Genomic DNA, 24,811 nt, shown 5'->3' with positions numbered 1-24,811 from the left:
GGCATGGGGCATGGGGCATGGGGCATGGGGCATGGGGCATGGGGCATGGGGCATGGGGCATGGGGCATGGGGCATTGTTGACTGTTGACTGCTGACTGTTGACTGTTGATTAATGTTAAGGGCATGGGGCATGGGGCATGGGGCATGGGGCATGGGGCATTGTTGACTGTTCACTGTTGACTGTTGACTGTTGATTAATTTTATTGGTTATTTGTTATTAGCCACTGCAAAGGATTAACAACTGACAACTGACAACAGTGAACAGTCAACTGACAACTGACAACTGACAACAGTCAACTTCCTAAGTGCCACTCTGCCGCTTTTTGGCGGATGGTTGCCAATTCTGCCGGCGGCATTTTGTCGAGATTGGCTAAGATAAAGCTCATGCGACCGATCGACTGAAGTTTGTCCCGGTGGCGCGCTAGGAAATCCCAGTAGAAGAAGTTGAAGGGACAGGCATTTTCGCCCGATCGCACTGTGCGATCGAATTTGCACCCCCGACAATAATCGCTCATTTTATTAATGTAATTGGCAGAAGCAGCATAGGGCTTCGAGGCCAACACACCGCCGTCAGCAAACAAACCCATGCCCAGCACATTAGTCTGCATTACCCAGTCGTAGGCATCCACAAACGCACTGTGGAACCATTTTTCTAGCTCCTGGGGGGAGATTCCCGCAATTAGACCAAAATTGCTTAAAATCATCAACCGCTGGATATGGTGCGCGTAACCGCTGCCTTCGACTTGAGTTAAAACTTGGCACAAACAGTTCATATCTGTTTTACTCGCGTCCCAAAAAAACTCCGGCAGCGGCTGAGTGTGGTTGAACCAATTCTTCTCAAAATAATCAGCATCCACGTAAAAATACATACCGCGAATGTATTCTCGCCAGCCCAGAATTTGGCGGATAAAACCTTCGACGCCGTTTAAATTTAAGTTTTTTTCGAGGTAGGCTGTTTCCGCCGCTTGAATAACTTCTAAAGGATGCAGTAAGCCAATATTGAGATACGGAGAAATTAGGGAATGCCACATTGTTTCCTCCCCCGTTATCATCGCGTCTTGATAAGGGCCAAAAGTGGGGAGACCCTGTTCGATGAAATTATCTAATACTTGCAATGCTTGCTCTCGTGTAACCCCCCAGCGAAAAGGTTCAATACTTCCGTAAGTTGGGAAAGATAGAGATTTAACTTGTGCGATAACTTCTTGAGTTATGGCGTCCGGTTCAAACCAGAGAGGTTTCGGGGTCTCCAGTTTTCCTTTTGGTGGCTGACGATTTTCTTTGTCAAAATTCCACTTTCCTCCGACAGGTTTATTGCCATCCATTAAAATTTGGAAACGCTGGCGGCTGGCTCGATAGAAGTCTTCCATTAACAAACGTTTGCGGCTTGACGCCCAATCTTTGAATTCTGTTTCTGTCCAGAGGAATTGATTGTTGGGAATTAGGGTTATTTTACAGGGGAGTTGCAAGTTTTGAACGAGCTGTAAAAAAGGTCGATCGTTCGGAGCCATCACCCGCACTTCGGTGATATTGTGAGCTTCTATCCAAGCTTTGAGAGGTGCTTCAAAGTCCTCCGATTTTGTGTAAGTAACTTGCCATCCACTGCCGCGCAATTCTTTAGCGAAGTGCCGCATGGCTGACCAAATTAATACTAATTTTTGTTGGTGGTAGCGCCGGTGTTGAACGTGCTGCCAAGATTCAATTAAAATTATCGGTAGGGAGGGTTTATCATCTGTGCGGTTGAGAGCAGCTTGGTTCTGCCACAGTTGATCGCCTAATATCCAAACGCCAACAGTCATTTTACTTTTTGTTAGTGAAACTTATTTTTTACTTTTTATGAGGTCTGGCGGTCTAGTCAAGAAACTTAATTTATTGACAACTCACAACTCATAAGTTTTTAGGTTGTCCTGCAAACTTACTAGAGCATAACATTGATTTCCAAAGATAGGGACACCGGCCAGCAAATTGAAATTTTATCTCTGTGTATCCTTCGGATCTTAATAACTTGGTCAGCGTCTCTACTGAAAAAAATTTAATGTGACCGTTATCCCAAAGAACGGTAAAATGTTGATCGAGTTTGCCAGAAATAGCTAAAGCCAGATTTTTTAAATAGCCGTGATAGGGTGTGGAAATAATTAATGTTCCTCCAGGAATGAGGCATTTTTTTGCAGTTTTTGCTAGTTCTTTAGGATAAAGCAAGTGTTCGATTACTTCAATAGCTAAGACAACATCAAATGAGTTCAGAATATCGGTATCTGGAAGGTCGTAAATATCTGCTTGGATAAACTGACACTCTGGGAAACTTTGACGGGAGATGGCAATTCCGGGTGCAGAAGTGTCAACGCCGACAACTTCGCAGCCATGCTCTGCGATAACGTGACTGAGGCTGCCATTGCCACAGCCGAGATCCAAAACTCGGAGTTTTGTCTTGCTGGTCTGCTGAAGTGTCGCCAGCATTTCTAAAAGGGGAGATATCAAATATGCGTGATGATATCTCGGACGGTTGTTTGTGTAATAATACGTATAATTGCTAAAGTTTTTTTTCATCGATTAAGCTATGGAGATTATTGCCGAGACCGCAAATTTACGGAGCGTGGGTGCACTGTTTGGGCCAAGGTTCCCCACATTAGGGTTGTCAGAGTCGATCGGCAGCTCGATCGTCTCATTCTTTTTGTTTGACCGGTGAATTACTGTCACCGAATCAATCGGATGGCAAAAGAAATCTTTGACAGGATGCCAAATCTCGCATCGCCCATCTCTGGCCCATCTCTCGAAGGCATTCGGAAAGAAAAAGTCCGATCGAGCAGAATTCTCTCTGTGTACTACCCGGAGACAGAACTTTTTGCCCGTTAATTTAGGTGTCAGAGTGCATCTATGCGATTCTAGCTTCAAGCAACTGCGGTATGTCCACCCGACGCTTTTTGCAGCCTGAAAAATTGACACCGGGGCGATGGGGCGCAAGTCGAGCCGAGAATTGAAGAGGGAAGTGTGACCTAGATCACAGGCAGTTGCCCAACAAATTGCTGAGTATCTTTAAGTCCACACACTTAGAATCGAGATTACTACAGTGGCTTCTATAATTGTGTTTAAATGTTGTTCTGAAGCTGTGTTGTCCAGTCAGCAGAGCCCCCTAGACAGATTCATGCTTTCGGTCTGGTTTATTTCACTGTAATGGTCGCTGTTGGGTGTTGCACCTTAATTTAGATATTTCCTATGGTTAAGTTAGGTCAATCCTCCTTTCGCCGTATTTTACTGTCGCGGATTTTGTTGCTCAGCGTACCTGTTCTACTGGTGGGGGAGTATGTTACCTATCGCAAGGCACGCTCGACGCTTCTGGAAACTGCTCGTCAAAACTTGACAGAAAGTGCAGTCAGAAAAGCAGACACTATTGAACAGTGGGCGAAATCGCTGAAGTCAAATCTGATCGGCGCTTCCGAAAGCTCGATGTTGCAGTCGGTAGATCCGAAGGATTATCAAAAGTTTATCGCCCAATTAGGGCAGCGGTTGCCAGCGCAGGTTGATTGCTTGCAATTGACTAATTTAAAGACAAATCAAGTGATAGCAAGCACTTGCGGGCAGCAGCGGATTCAGTCGTTGCCGGCAAAATTTTGGCCACCCGTACAGCAGCAGCAAACGCTGCTGGACGACAAGAGCGTTTACATCAGTCTGTCCTTACCTCCCCAGCGCCAGGCGACAGCAAACGATCAGAAGGTGGCTTTGGGGGCTGATGATTTTCCCGATGCGGGTAAAGAAGGCTCCGATAGCCAAGCGAGTTTGGTGTTGAGCGCTCCTGTTTACATTCGTCGGGGCAATACCCTGCAGTTGAGTTATGCTTTGAGTTTGCAGTCGGCCTTGCCTGTGCAAACCAGCGCTCCCAAGGGTTCTCTAGCCGGCTATACGGTGGCGATCGACCAAGATGGGACAATTTTGGCGCACCCTAATGTCAACCGCGTGGGCCGCAATATCGACCAAGAGGCAGATGCCGATCGACTAAAAAGTATTGTCAAAAGGGCGATCGCCGGCGGAACAGCTTTTCTCCACCTATTTTCCTTTGAAAGAAATGGTGTAGAGTTGCTAGCAGGATACGCCGCTATCCCGAGTCCTTCAACTACACATGAGAACAGCAAGTGGATTATTTTAGCTGTCTCTCGTTTAGATTACGCTCTCTCAGGTTTGGAAGAAATTCAGCAAGTTTTATTTAATTTAATTGTAGGTTTGGTTGCTGCTAGTATCATCGCGACTTTATATCTGTCTCGCGACTTGGCGCGTCCTGTGGAAAAACTGAGAGACTACGCGATGAAAGTAGATACGGAAGCGTCGCAGACAGTGCCCCAAGATTTCCAAATTAGGGAATTTAATCAACTATCAGAAGCACTAAACAGCATGGTGCAGGGTCTCAGATCCAGGGCAAAAGCATTGGAAGTCGCCACCAAGGAAGCGCAAGTTGCCAATCAATTAAAAAATGAATTTTTGGGCAATATTTCTCACGAATTGAGAACGCCGCTCAACGGGATTATTGGTTTTATTCAAATTGTGCGGGACGGCTACTGCGATGACCGAGATGAAGAAATGGAATTTTTACAGCGCGCCCACGACTCGTCCATGCAATTGCTCAATATTATTAATGATATTTTGGACATTGCTAAAATAGAAGCCGGCACCTTTTCCATGATGTTAGAAGTAGTTGATATTACTCAGGTACTTGAAGACGCGATTGATTTGCAAGCGGCTCAAATTGAGGAAAAAGGCTTGAAGCTAAGTTTGCCAGATCCTCACGATCCGATTATTGTTCATGCCGATCCAGAGAAGCTCAAACAGGTGTTTTTAAATGTTTTGAGCAATGCCGTTAAGTTTACAGAGTCGGGCAGCATTAGTATATCTGTGCGGCTAGAATCGAGGACTAATTCTGCTAGTTTTAACGGCAGTGGGGAAAGTAAAACGGGTCCCAGCGGTCAAAGTGATTGGGTGGTGGTGACAATTAAAGATACGGGAATTGGTATCGATCCCGAGCACCAGCAGAAATTGTTTCAACCTTTTGTGATGGCTGATGGTTCTACAACTCGCAGGTTTGGCGGTAACGGTTTGGGCTTGGCTATCTCGCGAAGGATAATGGAATCTATGATGGGAAGCATTACCCTGCACAGTGCGGGCGTGAATCAAGGTACTATGGTGATGATTTCTTTGCCTGTCAATCAGCAGTCAAGTTTTTATTTTCACAGCCCGGACTTAGTAACGGAAAAGGGAAATGTCAAAAGTTGAGGACTGATTTTCCCAATCTCAAATCTAAAATCTCAAATCTAAAATGGTATTAGGGGCTGTCCGCCGAGTTCGAGGGATTTGCTCAAAGTGCTGAGAATGCGGATTAATTCGACGGAGGCCGCGCCCGAAGAGGTAAGACAGGGGGTATTAGTTTGCACGCAGTTGAGGAAGCGATCGCACACTCGCCTCAGCGGTTCTACTTGTTCTAAAGTCAACACTTCGCGGTGTCTCAGGCTAGTTGGCTGCGGCGCGATCCTCTTCGTTGGCGTAGCCCCCGTAGGGGCGGGCTTCGCTAACGCACTTTCAAAAGAGTTATTCTCTTCGCCCCCGTAATCTGGATTGCCGCGCTGCAAAATCAGGGGAGTTTCTGGCGACATTTCGTCAAAAATCAAGGTTCCCAAACTGCCAACAACTGTTAAGCGCCGTTGTTTGTCGGGATTTAGCCAGCACAGATGAATAAATGCTTGAAATCCGTCGGGATAAGTGAGCGTTACCCAAACTAAATCTGCTAGTTTTTCTGCAGGATTAGTAGTCAGCAGTGAAGGAGAAAATTGATTTTCAATTTCTGCTGCTTCTGGATTTATTCCTTCTTCCTGGTTCGCTCTTCCTTCTTCCTTGTTCCTTCTATCTTTTACATCCGTTACATCCGTTACATCCGTTACAGAATCCGTTGCCGAACTTCCTTCTTCCTTGGGAAAAACAGTGCCGATCGCCCTTACTTCAATTGGCGTTTGTTCCAACAAAGTATTGAAAATAGCGATATCGTGAATCGCCAAGTCCCACAGGGCATCAACGTCATGGCGAACCGGTTCAAAATGGGTGCGCTGGGCGTAACCGTAGCGCAATTTTCCGAGTTGATGCTGTTGAATAATTCTTTGGCCTCGATCGACTGCTGGATGAAACAGATAAGTGTGGTCAACGAAGAGTTGCCGCTGCTGTTTTTCGGCTAATTGACAGAGTTCTATTGCTTCAGTCAGGTTGAGGGCGAGGGGTTTTTCGGCTAAGACGTGGTAGCCTTGTTTCAGCGCTGCTGCTGCGAGGGTGTAGTGTGTGGAAGCTGGAGTGGCGATCGCCACAGCTTGCAGTCCCGGCAAGGCTTGCACTTGAGACCAATCGGTAGCTAGAATCACCGAGGCATCCAGATTAAACTGTTTTTGAACGGCCGCCAATGAATCTCGATTCGGGTCTACCACCGCTAAAACTTGGCTATTGGGATGTTCGAGAAAGTTGCGAACTAGGTTAACTCCCCAGCGACCGGCACCCAATACAGCTATTCCGATTTTCATTAATTATAATTTCAAAAATCGCACAGTAATTATAGCATATTTTGTTATTATTATCTATGTTTTAACTCAAAAAAATCACTGTTGACTGTTGAATGTTGGCAGTAGTTATTGGTTATTGCTTATGGGTTATTGGTAGCAGCTAACAAATAAGCTGTGTTGCATTTAGATTGCCTATGGTATTAGAGAGGGAGAGGGTCCGATGGGGATCGAGGGAGAGGATTTGACGATTTTTGATCTGGACTCGAAATATACAATTTAAATGCACAACAGCTTAACCAATAACTGTCAACTGTCAACTGTCAACTGTCAACTGTCAACTGTCAACTGTCAACAGCCAACTGTCAACAGTCAACTAATTTATTGAAAGCTACCTGAGCCGCTGCTTGTTCGGCCGCTTTGATCGATCGACCTTTTCCCTCTGCTACCAACTTTCCCTGAATGAGAACTTCTGCGGTAAAACGATCCTCCCCGCCCTGCAGTGTCCCGGTTTCTTGCACGCTATATTTAGGCAAAGTTTTGTATTTGCCTTGAGTCAACTCTTGGAGAGCAGCTTTGTAGTTTTGGCGGGCCGGATCGCTGCGGATTTCTGTTGCTAAGCGTTGAAAGTGAGAATCTAGCCAAGGGCGAATTAATTCTAACGTCTGGGTACTCAAATAAAGCGCAGCCAGTACCGCTTCCAAAGCATCTGCCAGCCGGGGTTCAGCGCCTGTTTTGTCTGCGGCGGCGCTGGTGGAAACAATTAAATAGCGATCGAACCCGTAACTTTCAGCGATTTTAGCAAGAATGCGATCGCTCACCAAGATCGATCGAATAGCAGCAAATTCCCCCACTGTACAGTCAGGATAAATCTCAAACAACAATTCCGACGCAGCCAGCCGCACGACTGCATCCCCGACAAACTCTAGTTGCTCGTAATTTGCCTTAGCTGACGCGCTCGCATGAGTCAAAGCTAAATCGAGGAGATGCCATTTTATCGAAGCATTCTTCGTCAGTCCCAATTTTTGAATTAATGTTTCAAGTTGCTTTTGGCGACCCGGATAAATCATACCATTTTAGATTTTAGATTTTAGATTTTAGAAGTGGGAATCACGGATGACTATCCGGGTTTGGAGCTTTTCAAAAGTTGCATTATTTTTTTTAACTGGTATCAGATTCATCTTAATAAAAAAAAATTAGTTGAAAAACTAAATATTCCTCCGGGTGCTTATGGTGCACCTTACCCAAAATCTTCCTCCGGGTGTGCAGTGCACACCTTTCCCAACATAAAACAGGTCGAAAGGATTTGTTGACCTGATTCCCAAGCGGTAATTTTAATTAAATGGGGGGGGGGAAAAAGTCGGACATAAGCCGGGTTCTGTTCTCTCAACTGCAAGCAGTTTTCGAGGGCAGTTATCTATCTGGGGCGTCTGTTACCAGACGCCTCAAGCGGTACCAAAAAACGGAACTGGTAAAAAACCAACCATAGTTCCTCCGACCTTGCTCCCAACTGGGGTTTACCGAGCCAGCACCTCTCGATGCTGCTGGTGCGCTCTTACCGCACCTTTGCACCCTTACCAAATTAGTTGTTGCTTCCCAGTCAAAAATCCTCAGTTACTTACTAATGACCAATGACTGCTGACTAATGACTAATTGGCGGTATCTTTCTGTGGCACTATCCTCACGATCGCTCGCACTGGGCGTTACCCAGCAAGTTTGGTTTTTCGGGAGCCCGGACTTTCCTCAGACAAGCTTTCGCTAATCCGCAACCGCCTGCGCCTACTTTTTCCCCAGATTTATTGTACGCGATCGTTCGTCAATCAATTTGGGATTTGAGATTGAATATTTTAACTTGTCGGCCACTTAATTTGGACATTTGTGTTTATTCTCACATCTGGCACTGTTGTCAATAAGCTTTTTATGAACAGGCAAGATGCCTGTTCCACAAGAAAATTCATCTCTTGTGGAACAGGCATCTTGCCTGTTAAGCGAGAATGGTGCAACATCTCAGTTTATTCAAACTCTTGTACGGTGGGCCCGAAAGCCCGCCCAACAATTAAATTTCCCTGCAACTCCCCTTAAAATCACTCACGGATGAATCTGGAGGCCCAAAAGTTGGGAATTATCATGCCAGGATTTATGGCAGGGATTCAACTAGGGGCAGGAAACCTTTTTACATAACAGGATTTTGGATTTTTCAATCTTCAATCCCCAATCTCAAATCTCCAATCCGGTTACTTTAATGAGTCATCTTTCACAGTAGAAAAATTATCAAACCAGCCGCGCCGCCAGAAGAAGTAAACTAAACCAGAGGCTATCGCTAGCATAATTGCCCAACAAAGCGGATAGCCAAAATACCAATTCAGTTCCGGCATATTCCAGGGCGATTTCTCGGTATTAAAATTCATCCCGTATACTCCCGCAACAAAAGTTAGAGGAATAAAGATACTCGAAATAACCGTCAGCAACTTCATGATTTCATTCATTTTATTGCCCACCGAAGACAAGTAAACATCCATCAAACCAGAAGACAACTCTCGATAGGTTTCCACCATATCCATCACCTGCACTGTGTGATCGTAACAGTCGCGCAGGTAAATTCGCACCTCTGGACTAATCAAATCACTGCTATCTCGAATCAAAACATTAATTGCATCCCGCTGCGGCCAAATCGCGCGGCGCAGAGTCAGCAATTCTCGCCGGATTTTATAGATTTTTTCTAGGGTTTTGCGGGTGGGGTTCACCACCACTTCATCCTCTAGTTCTTCAATGCGCTCTCCATAAACTTCTAATACAGGGAAGAATCCATCTATAATCGAATCCAACAGAGTATAAGCCAGATAATCTGCTCCGTGTTTGCGAATCATTCCTTGCCCTTTACGAATGCGATCGCGCACGGGCCCAAAACAATCATAGTCGGGTTCTTCCTGAACAGTTAGCAGGTAATGCTTGCCCAAAATAAAACTTACTTGTTCTTTATGAAAAGTATCTGATTCTGGATGAAGCATCACCATCCAAGCAATGATTAAAATGTGTTCTTCATAATCTACAACTTTCGGTCGCTGGGGAACATTAACTACATCTTCCTGAGCCATTACGTGCAAATTAAATACTTCGGCCATTTGCCGCCAAGTTTCTTTGTTTCCTAATCCCAACATATCAACCCAAGAAACAGATGCTGTATCTAAATACGCAGCACCTTCTTGAGGATTTGCCAAGTGGGCGCGAGTAGCTGCTGTTTCGCAATAGTCAATTAATACAATCTCCGGAGGCGGCGCATCGGGTTCTAAGTCGAGAGTTCCCGGCGGAGCCCCCTGATCGTCATAAAAATAGTCAACGTAGGAATCATCATCATCCTCATCATCTTTAATTGGTTTTGCAACGGCATTAGAAGTATGTATGCTTTTGTATACCATGCTAATATTCCTGACTTTTACAACCTTTAATTAGATTATCATTTTTATCGTGCAACTACCAATTACCAATGACTCATTACCTCTGCCGAATTGGAATATCGATCGCAAATTCAGTTCCCTCTCCCGGTGCGGAAATGCACTGCAGCGTGCCTCCGTGTCTTTCCACGACAATCTGATAGGAGATAGACAGTCCCAAACCTGTACCTTTGCCTACTGGTTTAGTAGTAAAAAACGGGTCAAATACCCGACATTTAACAGACTCTGCCATTCCACACCCGTTATCTGAAATTACGATCGCAACCCGGTTATTCTCCAACACCTCCGTGCGAATCCGAATCCAAGGCAATGTGTCACAACTTAAAGGTAAGCTAGCAAAATCTTGCCCTTCCTCTTCCACATAAGTCGCCAATTCCAACTTCCTATGCCTGACATTCGCTAAAGCATCAATAGCATTATTTAAAATATTCATAAACACTTGATTTAACTGTCCAACGTAGCACTGTATCTGTGGCAATTTCCCATATTCTTTAACTATTTGAATAGGACGATTTCTGCCATTTTCTTTAATTTTATGTTGCAAAATTAACAGAGCACTCTCTATTCCTTCGTGGATATCAACACGCTTGATATCTGATTCTTCCAGGCGGGAAAAGTTACGCAAAGACAGAACTATTTGGCGAATTCGATCGGCTCCAGTTTGAATTGAAGTCAGCAGGTGCGGGAAATCCTCTTTCATGAATTCTAGTTCTATTTCTTCTACCAAATCTTGGATGACAGCAACAGGTTCCGGGTAGTGTGCGTGGTACAAACTGCACAGTTCCAGCAAGTTTTTGGCATACTCACTAGCGTAAGTGATATTACCGTAAATAAAACTGACAGGATTATTAATTTCGTGAGCGATTCCCGCCACTAGCTGTCCCAAACCAGACATTTTTTCCGCTTGAATTAGTTGAGCTTGAGTCCGGCCTAATTGTTTCAATGTTTGCTCTAGCTGGCGATTTTTATGTTTTAATTGAGCTTCGGCTTGTTTGCGCTTGGTAATATTACGGGCGAGAATAATAATCTGATCTGAATTAAATGGCAACAGTCGGGCTTCATAAGTTTTTTCTCTTTCCGACATGGAAAGCGAGTATTCTATATCGATTGAATTTCTTGTTTCGGAAATTTCAAAGATTGCTTGGGCAAATTGTTCGGCGACATTGGGTGGCAATATGTCTGTGATTCGTTGGCCGATAAAATGTTCGGGAGATACGTATAAACTCGAAGAAGTTCCTGACAAATAATCCACGATTATACCGTCAGCATCTAGTCGAAAATACAAATCAGGCAAAGCGCGAAAAACTGCTTCTAACTCTAAAGTTTTTTGGCGCAATGCTTCCTCGGCGTAGTACCGATCGCTAATATCAAAAATCACCCCGTCCAAATAGCAAACGTTTCCCTCTGCGTCAAACACAGGAGAACCCTTATCCCACACCCATTTAACCGTGCCGTCTGCTGCTAGCAAGCGATATTCCAAGTTATAAGACTCTTTGTTTTCTATGGCTTGCCGAATAGTTGCTTCTACTTTGGCCAAATCTTCCGGGTAAATAATGCTAGCAAAAGTCCGGCATCTCCTGTCCAAAAGCCAAATAAAATCTGCCGCAGGATAGCCGGTTAATAAGTAAACGGCATCGCTAATAAAATTAGTAGAAAAATCGCACTTCCAGCGATAAACCACTCCGGGAATATTAGCTACCAAAGACCTAAATCTTGATTCACTTCTACGCAATGCTGCTTCCGATTCATGTCGTTCTGTAATATCGTGAGCGAAAGCTAGCACTGCAAATACATTACCTTCAGCGTCGCGCAGGGGAAGTTTTTGGGTATCAAAAATATGTACTGAACCGTCAGCAAGAGTTGCCGGATCGCAGGGATTGTGGATGATTTCGCCGGCCAGTACAGCAGAGTCGTCTGTGCGGAAGCCTCGGATATTTTTAGCCCAATTCCCAAACACGAGTTCTTCTGAAAATCCTAATTCTAAATCAGATTTGCCAATAATTTCTTCGACGGTTTTACCAATTGCTTGAGCGAAACTCTTGTTTGCCAAAATACAGCGAAAATTTTTGTCTTTTGCCAAAATCCAGTCGCTAGTTTTGTCTATTACTGTACGCAGGAGTTGTTCGGAACGTTCGGTTTTTTCCAAAGACGCCTGCAGTTCTAGTTCTAGGCACTTGCGGGTAGTAATGTTTTCAAAAGCAACACCGACGCAGTTGTTGGGTAATGGAAAAGCTTTAATAGAAAAAGCGCGAGTTATTCGGCCACCTTCATCGCACTCAATATCTTCAAGTTCTACGGCTTTCTGGGTGCGAATTACCGAAGCAAATGTTTGGGGAATGTTTTTCGATCGCAGGTGGGGAAAAATCTCGTCGATTGTCATTCCCAAAACATCAGCCATTTCTAATCCGGTAAATAGGGTAGCAGCGGGATTCGAGGCGATCGCCCTGAGAGTGCTCTCATCGTCTTTATTTTCTAAATGGTAGACGTACAAACCAATTTGCATATTCTCGACAATTTGGTCGTAGAGGCGCACGCTTTCGTCTACCTGCCTGCGTTCGGTAATATCTTCAGTAATCCCCAAAACGTACTGAGGACGGCCTGCGGCGTCGAGAATTGGCACTTTGCGGGTGTGCAGTATTCTCATACCTTTGTGGCGAGTTTGGATCGGCTCTTGGGCTATGTCTTGAACAGTAGATTGGTTGCGATCGCTGGTCAATATTTCTCTGTCTTGAGCAGTAAAAACATCAGCTTGTTCTTTAGGGTAAATATCGTAGTCATTTTTGCCGATCGCCTCTTGAGAAGTAACACCTGCGATCGTTTCTCCCGCTTTATTCCACAGCACAAATTTCAGCGAAGAAGCATCTTTAGCAAAAACTCCCACCGGCAGATTTTCTACTACGGAATTGAGGAAAGCTCTAGCTGATTTTAATTCAGATTCTGCACGCTTGCGTTCGATGCCTAAAGCGATGACATCAGCAACCGATGCTAAAGTTTCCTGAAAGGGTGCTGTCAGCGGCTGGCTGCTGATAATTACCATTACTCCCACCAGCCGTTCTTCGACTATTAAAGGGTAGCCGGCGAAGGTGAGAATTTGCTTGGGGATTGGGCAATTTGTCGGCTTTTGACTGGTGTTGATAATTGCAACTTCGGAACTTGGCGCCTCTGTTGATTTTGCGGATTCTTCCTCTGGCAGTCCAAAATTGTTCAGTTCAAATCCGCAGTCAAATTCCGGTTTTTGCTGTTTGGCTATAAAGTTAACCTTACTTTCAATAAACCTAGCCCGATCGTCTGTGCGACTGTCTATTCCCGATGCTGCTTGCAATTGCCAAACATTATGTTGAGAGTTGAAAGTCCAAATTTCAGCCGAAGCGACATCGAGATTTCGCACCATTGCCTCGCAGCAGGGAAGCAGGATATCTTCAGGGTGTTTGGTGAGGGCAATACCCACATCGGCTACCATTGCTGTGAGGCGAGAAGCTTGGGCTTTTTCTGCTTCCAACCGTTTGCGATCGGTGATATCTTCCACCAAAGAAAGCACGGTAAAAGTGTCGCCACTGCGAATAATCGAGTTGAACCAGCGACACCAAATTACCTGTCCGCTTTTAGTATAGTTGCGGTTAATTGAAGTATTGCCGTTGCCAGTGGCTAGTTCAAGCTCGATCGCGCTTACAGCCTCTCGATCTTCCTCGCAAATCAAAGCCAAATCGCCGAACTGCTTGCCCATCATATCATCGGATGTCCAGCCAAAGATTTCTTCGGCGCGTTTCGACCACTGAACTATCCGAAAATCTTCATCCCAGCCCACCATTGCCAGGGGACTGTTAGCTGCATTCAACCACAGTAAATGGTTCGATCGGCGTAACTGTTGAGTTTTCTGCTGCTGCCAGCGGTAATGCCTGGTGATATCTCTACCGACGCCCAAAACCCGCATCTGCTTGCTAGAGGCATCCACCGCTGGCGTGTAAGCAGTTTCGTAAATTTTAATCCCGCCGTCTGCCGTCGTCACCTCATGAATTGCCAGCCTTGTTTCCCCGGTTATAAACACTTGTTGCAGGCAAGAATCAATCTGCGAGATTATATTTTTGACAGCAGCATTATTGGGATATAATTTTAATAATTCCTGATTAGTTTTGTTGACTATTTCAGCAGGATCCAATCCCATCCAAGCAGCAGCGACTGGATTGATCGATAGGTACTTTTGCTGTCGATCGCACTCTAGGAAAGCATCAACAGAGTTAGAGAAAAAAGACTGAAACGAGTTGATAACTTCCTGCATGGGTATTTTTTCATGAGAAAAGTTTAGTATTGTGGAAACCTCGTGTCTTTAGACTCATATGTTGCACCATTTTCAATAAGCTTTTATGGGCGGGCAGGATGCCCAGCCCACAATAAATTAACTTTTTGTGGAACAGGCCGAAAAGCCTGTTCTTGAGAATGGTGCAAGATGTGAGTAGACCGATCGAGGGAAACACTCATCAGGCAGTTTTAACCGCCTTGAATATTGATTATTGCTACAGGGGGCTACTTGGTCACTTGGTACTTTGGCGATCTACTTTCAACGGAACAATTACCGTTTCAAATATTTCACGCGCGATCGCATAGCAGCTTGGGCTTACACCCATATTTTTGATAACCTAATCAGTTAAGACGATAGCGGGTCAACTATGTCTTTTGATTAGGGCATAAAGCCCCATCTCTTCAGAGCGGGGTGCTGACTTGCTTAAGCTCTAAAATTTTCCTAAAGTTAGTTTAACCCACTCAAATCTTTTTGGGCACTTTACTGCTGCGTTTCCCGGTGCAATTTTCGGCGCTGTTCCCTATAATACAAAAATTTTAAATAAATAGTATTTTTGGAAATATAGCTTAATTACAGCAGATGGTCTTTTTTTAAACCAGACCCAGCGGAGACAAAAGCGAGATCGAGAGACGGGGAGACGGGGAGGTGGGCAGATGTTAATCCACAACCTGCGAGAAAAATGCTTAAGAAATGCCCGACAGCTTAGTGATTCCCAATTCCCAATTCCCGATTTCCAATTCCCGATTCGGTAATCTGAAAGCGGTTTGGCAGTACGCGAAGCAAAGAACGCAAGCCGTGCAAAGCCATGTAACATAAAGATTGCGATATTTTTCTATGTAATATGGAACTATTAGATACCTTGATTGTGGGTGCGGGTATTAGCGGTTTGAGTTTGGCGCACGCACTTCACAAGGAAGCAACGAATCCATCCTCGCTAAAGATTTTAGTCGCTGAGAGTCAGGGACGTGTGGGCGGGAACATCACCACTGTGACAGCGGGGGGGTTTCTCTGGGAGGAGGGCCCGAACAGTTTTTCGCCGACGCCGGAATTGATGAAGTTGGCTGTGGATGTGGGATTGAAGCAGGAGTTGATTTTTGCCGATCGCAAATTGCCTCGTTTTGTGTATTGGCAAAAAAAGCTGCAACCGGTGCCGATGACTCCACCGGCGATGATTCAGTCTCAGTTGCTGAGTTTTCCGGGGAAACTGCGGGCGTTGTTCGGGGCTTTGGGATTTGTCGCGCCGGCAATGGGCGCTGGACTTTCGCAGCAGGGTAACGAGGAAACTGTTTCTCAATTTTTCCGCCGTCATCTGGGGCAGGAAGTGATGCAGCGGTTGGTGGAACCTTTTGTTTCTGGGGTTTATGCGGGCGATCCGCAACAACTTAGCGCGGCGGCGGCTTTTGGGCGGGTAGCAAAGATGGCCGATCTCGGTGGCGGGCTGGTGGCGGGGGCGCTGCTTTCTGCTAGGAAAAGACCCCCCCAACCCCCCCTTACCAAGGGGGGGCTAAAGACTGTTGCAGACCCGAATGTTCCGTCTACTAGGCCGGGGGAGTTGGGTTCGTTCAAACAGGGGTTAAAGGCTTTGCCAGAGGCGATCGCTGCTGAATTGGGCGATCGAGTGAAACTCAACTGGCATCTGACTCGCCTCGATCGTACACAACGCGAAACTTACATTGCTGTATTCTCGACGCCCGAAGGACAGCAGGAAGTTGAGGCGCGTACCGTGGTTTTGACAACGCCGGCTTACGTTACAGCCGATTTGTTGCAGCCTCTGCAACCGGAAGTTAGCAGTGCTTTACAAGCTTTTACGTATCCTACGGTTGCCTGCGTTGTACTAGCATATCCGCATTCGGATGTCAAGGGGAAATTAGTAGGTTTTGGAAATTTAATTCCGAGGGGGCAGGGAATTCGCACTCTGGGGACGATTTGGACATCAAGTTTATTTGCCGATCGCACGCCTGCGGGCTGGCACACTCTCACCAGTTTCATCGGCGGGGCTACAGATTCGGAAATTGGCAATCTCGACTCAGAAGAAATCGTTCGGGAGGTGCACCGAGATTTGTCTCGGATTTTGCTGAAACCAGATGTGCCACAGCCCAAAGTTTTAGCGGTGAATGTGTGGAAGCGGGCGATTCCTCAATACAATTTGGGGCATTTCGATCGCCTGCAACAAATCGATGAAGGCTTAAAATCTTTGCCGGGGGTGTATTTGTGCAGCAACTACGTTGGCGGCGTGGCTTTGGGAGATTGCGTGCGAAGGGGTTTCGATCGTGCACGAGAAGTCGGCGACTATTTGCAGAACAAACAATCAGATAGTCGATCGATCTGAATTATGGCGTGGGTCGGGCGGGTTTACAAATATCGAGGATGTGAATCAGAGATATTGGTGAACCCGCCCCTATACAGCCTTCTGCCTGGTGTTCCGGCAGACATGCCGGCGAATGTTACTAGGTTGTTGGCTCAAACTTGTAACCCACCCCTCGGACGGTTTGAATCATCGGCATTTGATTGGGATCTAGTTCAATTTTGCGGCGAATTTGACCTATATGGACATCCACCACGCGATCGGCTCCTACATACTCGTAGTCCCACACTTCATGCAGCAATTCCGATCGCCTCCAAACGCGACCGGGTTTGCTTGCCAAACAGTACAGCAGATCGAATTCTAAAGCAGTCAAAGCAACTATCTGACTGCCGAGAATTACCTCGCGGCGAACCGGATCTATTAGTAGCTCTCCAAAAGTAAGACTTTGTTGTTCGGCGGGAGTAACAATGCGTTTGCGCTTCAAAATTGCTGCAACGCGAGCTCCAATCTCTACAAGACTAAAAGGTTTAGTAATGTAGTCGTCAGCACCTTCGGCAAACCCTTTCATTTTGTCAGCTTCATCGGTTCGGGCAGTCAGCATCAACACAAACACGCCCGTGCGTCTTTGCATTTCTTGACACAGTTTGTAACCAGTTGTATCAGGTAAATTTACATCTAGAACTACTAAGTCAGGATTGAGTTGCTCAAATAATTCCAGACCAGTCTCACCGTCCTGGCCAGACTCAACTTGATAACCTTGCTGGCTCAAAAAACGGTGAATTAAATTTCGGATTGCCGGGTCGTCATCAACCACAAGGATTTTTACAGGGGCCATGACCACAAGTTTGCTTGAAGAATTAGGCAAGAATATTCAGCCATAATAATAGAAAACTGGATACAAATCTCGAAAAAATTGAGCTTTTAATAGTTATAGCCCTATTTATAACCTACGCAAAATTTCAGGCAATAAATCTCCAGGAACTTTGGATAAGGCTAAATTTTGGCCTGGCAGCCCACATTCACTATAGAAAGCTCTAATCGTTTTGACAATATAGCTCAATGCTGTTTGCCTCGAATCAGCAGCTTGGGAGTTTGCCGGGGCTTGCAGGTTGAGTTTATCCCCATATGTTAACCCTTTGTCATTGAGATGTTGCCCCCATTCGGCGCACACTTGCAACTGGTGGTGCAGTGCTGCTTCTAGATGGCTTGTCTGTGCGACTTTGTTAGCGGCGAAATCTGGGTCTGTGGCTAGTTGATAGTGGGCTAGTCCGAGATTGTTGCGGGCGGCCAAGGCGTCAAAAGTGAGTTTGGTTCGATCGATCTCTCCGGCAATATCCAGGGCGGCTTCGTAGGCGGTAATCGCCTGCTGCAATGATTCCGTCCGCGCCTGTTTCTGCTGGAAGTGGTTCGCCAAATGCCAATAAGCGGTACCGAGATTGTTGTAGGTGGCGGCGGCGGCTGCGGGTACTAATTCTCTGGTGCGGTATTTCAATGCTTCGCGGTAGGCGGAAATCGCCCTGACTAGCAGGGGTTCTGAGGGTTGGTGCTGGGCGAGGTTCCAGCAGGCGGTACCGAGGTTGTTTTGCACTCCGGCATAGTTGAGGGGTTCTCGTTCGGGACTGTAACAGGAGAGGGCTTGGGTGTAAGCTGCGATCGCACTTTGGAGATATACGATCGGCTCACCATCTTGAGCCAAATTCCAGTATGCTGTCGCCAAATTATTCTGAGCAGCAGCGTACTGCTGAGGCTCCACGGCGGGGTCTAGATCCAGCAGCGCTTGTTGGTAAGCTGCAACTGCGTGCTGCAAGTTCTCTGTCTTGTCTCGATAGCGGGCTAAATCGGCCGAGGCGATTCCCAAATTTTTGTTTAATCTAACGCGGGTTTGTGGTACGGTTTCGGCATCTGTTCGGTTCAAACCTTCAAGGTAGAGGGCGATGCTGCGTTCAAGGCTGGATACTGGATCTGAGGCGTTGAGGGCATTGGTGCGATCGCGCGACAGCATCCAGTAGAGAGTACCGAGATCGTTGAGCAAATCGGAAATTGGCGGTAGGCTGTTGGACTCCTGGGCGTACTGAGTTAAATTTTCTGTCAATTGGGCAATCAGCCGCGCGCATTCCTCAGTTAGTGGTTGATTTTGCTGCGAGTTACTGTCAACGTCGAGATAGGCAATCACTTGTTCGATCGCGCGAATGGCGATTGTCAGGTTTTGCTCTGAAACGTCTCCGCCCAGAATGCGATCGCGGTAGTAATTTCCCAAACCGTGATAAGCCAAAGCCAATGCTTCGGAACAACACTGATGTTCTTGCAGCAGTTCGATGTATTGCAGGGTTTGCAGCGGCAGAAAATTCTCCTCTGATGCAGCATCATTTTCTGCTTCCAAATCCTCAGAAGCCGCTGCTAGCACCAAATCTGCCAGTTGGACGGATTTAGAATCTGGCGCTGGGGACGGGGTATAGGAAATTGGTGGGGATGGTTCGTCATCTGCCAATGGGACGGATTTAGAATCTGGCGCTGGAGACGGGGGATAGGAAATTGGGGATGGTTCCTCATCTGTCAGTTGGACGGATTTAGAATCTGGCGCTGGGGACGGGGGATAGGAAATTGGGAATTTTTCATCGGGAATTGGGGATTGTCCAGACAAAGAAGATATTAAAAGTTTGTTGCCAAAGTTTCCGCTGTCCCGCAAGTTTCGCAAGTCTCCTGAGTTCCCGAAGTCCTCAAAGTGCCCGAAGTCTTCCTTAGCTGGAGTTGGTTCGCCTTCAAACTCAAATACTCCGGTTCGCCAGTGCCAAAATTCTGGGGCCGATTGCTCGATCGAACTTAGCCAGGGCCGCGACACCCACAGCAACAGAGTAGACTCGCACAATTGCAGGTTTACTTCGATGTCTCTCAAATAGCTCAGGAACGACCACTGCACGGCTGCTGACTGCCTGGTCAGGTGTTCGGCCCCGATAATTTGAAATCCCGGCAAAGGGCTGTAGCTGCCTCTGTTTTGCGGCGGTGGGTGTTGGGTCAGCCACGCGGCGATCGAACCCCAAGGATTTGGATCGCTCAAGTCGAGTTCCAAACTGACAAATCGGGGGTAGTCGATCCGAGGATCGGAGCCTGCGCTCTCTGCGATTAATTCTGTGTGCAAGCGGGCTGCCAGACAGTCCCGCAAGCACAAGTCGTCGCAGGCGGCAATAAAAATTTGACGGCGTAAATTGAGGTCGATCGCCTGTTTCAAGCGTTGGTAGATCAGCTTGTTCGAGCTAGAAACTTTTTGGGAAGGAATAGACATCAGGAGCAGCCGATTTTAGATTTTAGATTTTAGATTTTAGGTTTGGGATTGTAGATTGTAGATTGTAGAGTTGAGAGTTGAAATCTCGATCGCTCATAACTCACAACTAAGCCCCGAAGGCAGTCAATCGATTTTAGATTTGAGATTTTAGATTTTAGATTGAAGCCTTGACCGCACGGATAAATTCGGGGGCTCCTTTATCGGATACAGGTTTTTTATTTCTGGGCCCTGAGTCTGCTTTCGGAATGAATCCGGGAGCTTGTATCCTGGATGCTTGATTGTCAATCGCACCGTTGATGACTAAAGGAGTGTAGATTTTCAATTGGCAATTTTATGTGGGTGGCAAACCAGTGTGATTAAGTGCAACCCAAGTCCCTGAACCCGACAGCCGAGAGGAAAACACCAAATTTATGCTGGTCTTATTTAGCTTTCCAGCTCGCTCGGCACGCTTCAGGATTGTCGCAACTCCCTGCTTTGTATTGAAACACAAAAACCATGTTTCCTTGGGAAAGGAAAACATGGTTTCTCGAAGGATTATTTAAAATTGCGATTTGAAGCAGCTTTGAGTCTCAGACCAGTTTTCAGACGGAGGCAGCCACGTACACCAAACCGGCGACTAACATGGCTGCTGCAATACCCAGGATGATGTAGTTGCGTTGCTGATTTTTGTTAGGAGGTACGGCTTCATACACCTTCGGCTCTTTAGCAAAGTTGTTCAGGCGTCCATCGTCATCTTTGATGTAAGGCATCAGTCACAATCCTTAATATTTTTGATGTTTACAACTGTACCAAAAAAGCGCCCAGGAAAATTCAGGAATTTATTTTGAGGTGACAGTGCCTGTTTGGGGGGAAGAGGCGATCGCGTAATCTTTGATCGGCATTCTGCCTGCTAAGTACGCCATCCGCCCCGCTTCTGCGGCCATTCCCATTGCTTTGGCCATCGCTGGGGAATTTTGGGCATTGGCGATCGCGGAATTAATCAACAGTGCATCGGCTCCCATTTCCATTGCTCGGGCTGCTTCGCTGGGGGTTCCGATCCCCGCATCGACAACCACAGGAACCTTCACCGTGTCAATAATTATTTGAATGTTGGCCGCATTGTTGATCCCTTGCCCTGAACCGATGGGCGAACCTAAAGGCATGACTGTCGCACAACCGACTTCTTCTAGGCGTTTGGCTAGCAGAGGATCGGCATTGATGTAGGGCAAAACGGCAAAACCTTCTTTAACTAATTGTTCTGCCGCTTCCAAAGTGTCGATCGGATCTGGCAGCAAATATTTAGCATCGGGAATCACTTCTAATTTGACAAAATTATTGTCTTCTTGCCCTAAAAGTTTCGCCATTTCTCGCCCTAAACGAGCTACTCTAATTGCCTCATCCGCAGTTTGACAACCGGCAGTATTTGGCAGCATCCAAATTTTAGTCCAATCGAGAGCCTCTGCCAATCCTTCATGCCCCGGAGCATTTGTTTGCACTCGCCGCACAGCTACAGTCACAATTTCGCACCTGCTAGCGTTGACACTTTGCTGCATTTCTGCGATGCTGCGATATTTTCCCGTCCCCGTCATCAAGCGAGAATGAAAAGTTTTGCCGGCAATAACCAGAGGTTGATCGGAGATAGTTAGGGGTGGCGCTATGTGTCCGTGTTTTGGGTCTCCAAAAATAGCATATTCTAGCCCCTTTTCCCATTCTTCTCTGCCTCCGAGCATATTTTCTAGCAGCCAACCTTCTTTATTGGTTAGTTCGTCCCGAGTTACTGCGTAGAGGATCTCTCCAACAATAATCAATCTTGCATCCCGCGGCATATTATTTTTTATACCGTTATTTACAATTTCTTCAAATTCTTGAAAAACGCTGCCCATTTTCCCATTCCTCTCTAGTAATTTTTAGAACAGATTGGTTGTTGAAAACCAAAATGATAGTTTGCATGAGATGCTTAACATCCCAATATATGGCTTGCCTGATGCCTTCGTCTATCTCTCGAATGTCGTAAATTTCTATATTTACGTGAAAAATGACTGCATTTGCACTTTGATTTTTGGCTTTTCCAAACCCTTCTTGTACTCTATTTTTGAGATTACTCGACTCTTTTGTTAATTCCTTAAATTCGCAAATTTGACAGTCAACGTCAGCGTCTGGAGTTTTAGTTCCCGACGGTGCTTGTTCGCTCAAAAGTCTAACTCTCTTTCCTATTTTAGCCAAAACTTCAGCCACAAAACTTTCCGAATCATTAAGATTGTGGTGTTGGTGGACGAGCACAAATCCGCCAGCTAGCTCGTCAAAATAATGCCGCCGATATTCTGGTTCTGCATTTTCGTAGATGGCTCTGCTTTGCTGGATGTATTCTGGATTCACCGTTATTGTACTCTTATTGAACTGCGAGCTAGTAGAGTTAACTGCATGAAAGCAACTGTCGAGCAACTGGCTAAAATTGGAATATTTGCCAGCTTAAACCGAACTGAATTAGAGCGATTGCAAGAACACACAGTAATTTGCAGTTACCGACAGGGAGAAGTTGTGATTTATGAGGGCGATCGCATCCCCGAAAAATTATACACTCTTTTGAGCGGTTCTCTGCGGGTTGCAAAAACAGCGACGGCGGGCAAAGAAACAATTCTCCGCACTTTGTTTCAGGGAGATATTTTTGCTGCACCTGCTTTGCTAGGCAACGGCATTGCCCCCGCAACGGTGACTGCAGAAACGGATGTGCAAGTTATTACCACAGAACGGGAATTTTTGCTAGCAGCTATTCGGGAAAATCCTGAGATTGCCTTGCGAATATTGGCGGTGTTTAATCAGCGGTTGCAGCAACTGCACGAGACTGTGCACGGTTTGGTGTCGGAAAGGGCGATCGTGCGGCTGGCCCGATTTATTCATTACTTTGGCGTCGAGCAAGGTAGGAAGATGGCGGATAATAGTGTATGTTTAGAAAAACGTTTTCCCTACTATCAAATTGCTCGCAGTATTGGAATTACCTACGAAGAATGCGTGCGGTTATTTAAGAAACTCAAGCCGTTTGTCTCCTACAGTCGAGGCGGTAAAATTATTGTATTGGATTGGGAAAAATTGGAGGATATCGCCTCTGGAGATGAAATAGACTAAATGTTACAATCCCAATTATTGTAGGGCCGGTTTCACAAACAATTTACGTCTCAAACTAACAATCTCGTAAACCCGCCCCGCCCCAACTGATGATGCTACGGGACATGATTTCACAAACCATATTTGACTGCAACTCACTATCTACATAAACCCGCCCCGATTCACGCGTTGTGGGGGGCGGGTTTATGAGATTATTGATTTTAGTCAATTATGGTTGGTAAAACCCGCCCCTACAGCAATATTTATGGGATTAATGAGGCTCGGAAAGTGTCAAAATAAACGCCAAATTTTCTTCGGCTTTCAAAGCGTGAAGAGCTTGACCGGGCATGAAGATAAATACCCCAGGTTCCAAAACAATATCCTTGCCTTCCAAAGTCAAAATACCCTTTCCTTCGATGACATTAACTGTGGCATTCCGTGCAGAGGAGTGTTCCGAAATTTCCGTTCCTGCAGCCAGACAAAATAAACTGTACTGACAATTATTGTCTTTGACTAAAATTTTGTTCAGCACTCCGGCGGCGGGATATTCAATTGCGTCTCGGAGTTGGATTGCTGAAGATTGTAGCGGTAAAAGAGTAGTAGTCATAGTTTTTGACAATTAATTAATTTGGTCACAAGCCTCGAATTTATCAGTGGCTTCAGTTTCTTCCATCGAAAATCGAAAATCGAAAATCGAAAATCGAAAATCGATTGAGTCGGTTAAGATTGTTTTTTGGCAGACATAACGATGTAGCCTAGATCCTGTTGGTAATGCTGGAAAACTCTACGCATTGCTAAGATACGATCGCGAATTTGCGATCGACTTAAAATATTCCACAAAATCCGCACAGTACCCACAAACCCTTCATCTTGCAGCATTCGCGACAAGTTGAGGAGCCCCATCGCCCCACTTTGACACTTTTCTACTTGCAAGCCCGCGTTTTGGTAAACAGCAATCCAGCCAGACTCAGACAAAGGCGTTGAATTAGCCCGCGTCACTTCTGATAAAGCTTTGTGAATTTCTGATTCTCGGTTTCTCGCTAAAAGTTCGTGAGAAAGAAATTTGCCGCCTGGTTTTAAACGATCGCAAATTCCCGATACAATTTTAGCTTTCCCCGACGGCGACTGCATTGTCAGGATAGCTTCAGCCAAAACCCAATCAAACTGTTGGGAAATCCGATCCAAGTGAAAAATATCTCCTTCCACAATTTCCACTCGATCGCTCAAACCGGCTGCTGCAACATTAGCACGAGCGCGGGCCACACTGTCGGGATTTTTCTCAACTCCCACTACTTTTACGCCAAAACGTTCAACAAGGGCGATCGAACTATATCCAAAACTAGCAGCCAACTCCAAAACAGTGTCCCCAGGCTGAAAATCCGCCCATTCAAATAACTGTTCCGTAGCAAGTTTCCCCCCCGGCCTCAGCATTTTCTTGCCAGCCGCCGCGAGCACTTCATGTCCCGGTGCAGTCTTAAAATTCAGAGCAGTATTGGTCATTGAATTGACCTCCTATGTAACCTTACTCTCAGTTTGCCAAATTTTCTCAAATCTTTCTATGATCTAGCTCATATTCAAATTCTCGTAGGGTGACGAACCCTACAATATCAGGAATTATACCATGTCCGCCCCTCAACAATTCGGACTGTTTTTGATGGCAAACAATGCTTTCAGTCGAAAGCACAAAACCCGTACTCGTTTTAGTAGAACTTATTTCTGTTAATCCTGCCAACGAATTTGAGTTAAATAATTAACTTTTGTTGCGATGGAACAAGCCTATGCAGGTGCAACCCGTCGATTTGAGATTTGAGATGTGAGATTTGAGATTTGAGATTTGAGATTCTAGATTTTAAATTTGAGATTTGAGATTTACTCCAC

Annotated in this window: 19 protein-coding genes and 1 other RNA gene; 6 read left to right on the top strand and 14 right to left on the bottom strand. The window is 45.9% G+C overall.

From position 1 onward, the window contains the following. Positions 1–293: 293 nt before the first annotated feature. Complete coding sequence (locus tag QUA16_RS17590; protein WP_333103827.1) at positions 294–1,796, bottom strand: cryptochrome/photolyase family protein; 1,503 nt, start codon at positions 1,794–1,796, stop codon at positions 294–296. Positions 1,797–1,884: 88 nt separating this feature from the next. Continuing rightward, positions 1,885–2,544 (bottom strand): class I SAM-dependent methyltransferase, encoded by a 660-nt coding sequence (locus QUA16_RS17585; RefSeq protein ID WP_333181272.1) that lies wholly within the window; start codon positions 2,542–2,544, stop codon positions 1,885–1,887. Positions 2,545–2,706: 162 nt separating this feature from the next. Between QUA16_RS17585 and QUA16_RS17580 the strand changes: the two genes are divergently transcribed. Together QUA16_RS17580 and QUA16_RS17575 are read left to right on the top strand one after the other, a co-directional pair. Further along, the gene (locus QUA16_RS17580) at positions 2,707–2,850 is read left to right on the top strand and encodes a hypothetical protein (protein ID WP_333103829.1); all 144 of its coding nucleotides are present in this window, start codon (positions 2,707–2,709) and stop codon (positions 2,848–2,850) included. 360 nt (positions 2,851–3,210) lie between these two features. Beyond that, positions 3,211–5,256, top strand: a complete 2,046-nt coding sequence (locus tag QUA16_RS17575) for a sensor histidine kinase (RefSeq protein ID WP_333103830.1) — start codon at positions 3,211–3,213, stop codon at positions 5,254–5,256. 38 nt (positions 5,257–5,294) lie between these two features. On the opposite strand, the gene QUA16_RS17570 is transcribed toward QUA16_RS17575, so the two are convergent. The 3 genes from QUA16_RS17570 to rnpB all read right to left on the bottom strand — a co-directional run bounded on the left by QUA16_RS17570 (position 5,295) and on the right by rnpB (position 8,304). Then, positions 5,295–6,542, bottom strand: a complete 1,248-nt coding sequence (locus QUA16_RS17570) for a Gfo/Idh/MocA family oxidoreductase (RefSeq protein WP_333103831.1) — start codon at positions 6,540–6,542, stop codon at positions 5,295–5,297. A 341-nt stretch (positions 6,543–6,883) separates the two neighbouring features. Beyond that, positions 6,884–7,588 (bottom strand): ribonuclease III, encoded by a 705-nt coding sequence (gene rnc, locus QUA16_RS17565; RefSeq protein WP_333103832.1) that lies wholly within the window; start codon positions 7,586–7,588, stop codon positions 6,884–6,886. Between the two features lie 282 nt (positions 7,589–7,870). Continuing rightward, an RNA gene (gene rnpB / locus QUA16_RS17560) (RNase P RNA component class A) lies at positions 7,871–8,304 on the bottom strand. A gap of 147 nt (positions 8,305–8,451) precedes the next feature. On the opposite strand from rnpB, the gene QUA16_RS17555 reads away from it, so the two are divergent. Further along, positions 8,452–8,616, top strand: a complete 165-nt coding sequence (locus tag QUA16_RS17555) for a hypothetical protein (RefSeq protein WP_333181271.1) — start codon at positions 8,452–8,454, stop codon at positions 8,614–8,616. Between the two features lie 136 nt (positions 8,617–8,752). Here the strand turns inward: QUA16_RS17555 and corA are convergent, their stop codons facing one another. Beyond that, entirely contained in the window at positions 8,753–9,934 is a 1,182-nt protein-coding gene (gene corA / locus QUA16_RS17550; protein WP_333103833.1) for a magnesium/cobalt transporter CorA, read from the bottom strand. Positions 9,935–10,010: 76 nt separating this feature from the next. Further along, positions 10,011–14,246, bottom strand: a complete 4,236-nt coding sequence (locus QUA16_RS17545; RefSeq protein WP_333103834.1) for a PAS domain-containing protein — start codon at positions 14,244–14,246, stop codon at positions 10,011–10,013. 711 nt (positions 14,247–14,957) lie between these two features. On the opposite strand from QUA16_RS17545, the gene QUA16_RS17540 reads away from it, so the two are divergent. Together QUA16_RS17540 and hemG are read left to right on the top strand one after the other, a co-directional pair. Next, positions 14,958–15,083: a hypothetical protein gene (locus QUA16_RS17540; RefSeq protein WP_333181270.1), complete on the top strand. Its 126-nt coding sequence runs from the start codon at positions 14,958–14,960 to the stop codon at positions 15,081–15,083. Between the two features lie 25 nt (positions 15,084–15,108). Beyond that, complete coding sequence (gene hemG, locus QUA16_RS17535) at positions 15,109–16,596, top strand: protoporphyrinogen oxidase (RefSeq protein ID WP_333103835.1); 1,488 nt, start codon at positions 15,109–15,111, stop codon at positions 16,594–16,596. 118 nt (positions 16,597–16,714) lie between these two features. Here hemG and QUA16_RS17530 read toward each other — a convergent pair whose 3' ends face one another. The 5 genes from QUA16_RS17530 to QUA16_RS17510 all read right to left on the bottom strand — a co-directional run bounded on the left by QUA16_RS17530 (position 16,715) and on the right by QUA16_RS17510 (position 22,207). After that, positions 16,715–17,407, bottom strand: coding sequence for a response regulator transcription factor (locus tag QUA16_RS17530; protein WP_333103836.1), 693 nt, complete (start codon positions 17,405–17,407; stop codon positions 16,715–16,717). Between the two features lie 105 nt (positions 17,408–17,512). After that, the gene (locus QUA16_RS17525) at positions 17,513–19,852 is read right to left on the bottom strand and encodes a tetratricopeptide repeat protein (protein ID WP_333103837.1); all 2,340 of its coding nucleotides are present in this window, start codon (positions 19,850–19,852) and stop codon (positions 17,513–17,515) included. A gap of 581 nt (positions 19,853–20,433) precedes the next feature. After that, on the bottom strand, positions 20,434–20,601 hold the full coding sequence (gene psb34, locus QUA16_RS17520) for a photosystem II assembly protein Psb34 (RefSeq protein ID WP_333103838.1): 168 nt from the start codon (positions 20,599–20,601) through the stop codon (positions 20,434–20,436). A gap of 69 nt (positions 20,602–20,670) precedes the next feature. Next, entirely contained in the window at positions 20,671–21,714 is a 1,044-nt protein-coding gene (locus QUA16_RS17515; protein WP_333103839.1) for a thiazole synthase, read from the bottom strand. After that, entirely contained in the window at positions 21,689–22,207 is a 519-nt protein-coding gene (locus QUA16_RS17510) for a CdiA C-terminal domain-containing protein (protein WP_333103840.1), read from the bottom strand. Before QUA16_RS17510 ends, QUA16_RS17515 begins: the two co-directional genes overlap by 26 nt. A 45-nt stretch (positions 22,208–22,252) precedes the next feature. On the opposite strand from QUA16_RS17510, the gene QUA16_RS17505 reads away from it, so the two are divergent. Further along, positions 22,253–22,954 (top strand): Crp/Fnr family transcriptional regulator, encoded by a 702-nt coding sequence (locus QUA16_RS17505; protein ID WP_333103841.1) that lies wholly within the window; start codon positions 22,253–22,255, stop codon positions 22,952–22,954. Between the two features lie 250 nt (positions 22,955–23,204). Here the strand turns inward: QUA16_RS17505 and QUA16_RS17500 are convergent, their stop codons facing one another. Further along, complete coding sequence (locus QUA16_RS17500; protein ID WP_333103842.1) at positions 23,205–23,540, bottom strand: cupin domain-containing protein; 336 nt, start codon at positions 23,538–23,540, stop codon at positions 23,205–23,207. 113 nt (positions 23,541–23,653) lie between these two features. Next, positions 23,654–24,433 carry a methyltransferase domain-containing protein gene (locus QUA16_RS17495; RefSeq protein ID WP_333103843.1) on the bottom strand — a complete coding sequence of 260 codons (780 nt, stop codon included), beginning with the start codon at positions 24,431–24,433 and terminating at the stop codon, positions 23,654–23,656. Between the last annotated feature and the right edge of the window lie 378 nt (positions 24,434–24,811).

It is taken from the genome of Microcoleus sp. S13_C3, from assembly GCF_036700905.1.
In the GTDB taxonomy this organism is placed as follows: domain Bacteria; phylum Cyanobacteriota; class Cyanobacteriia; order Cyanobacteriales; family Microcoleaceae; genus Microcoleus.
Note: the sequence above shows the minus strand (reverse complement) of the source record. Positions and strands in the feature narration are given on the sequence as shown.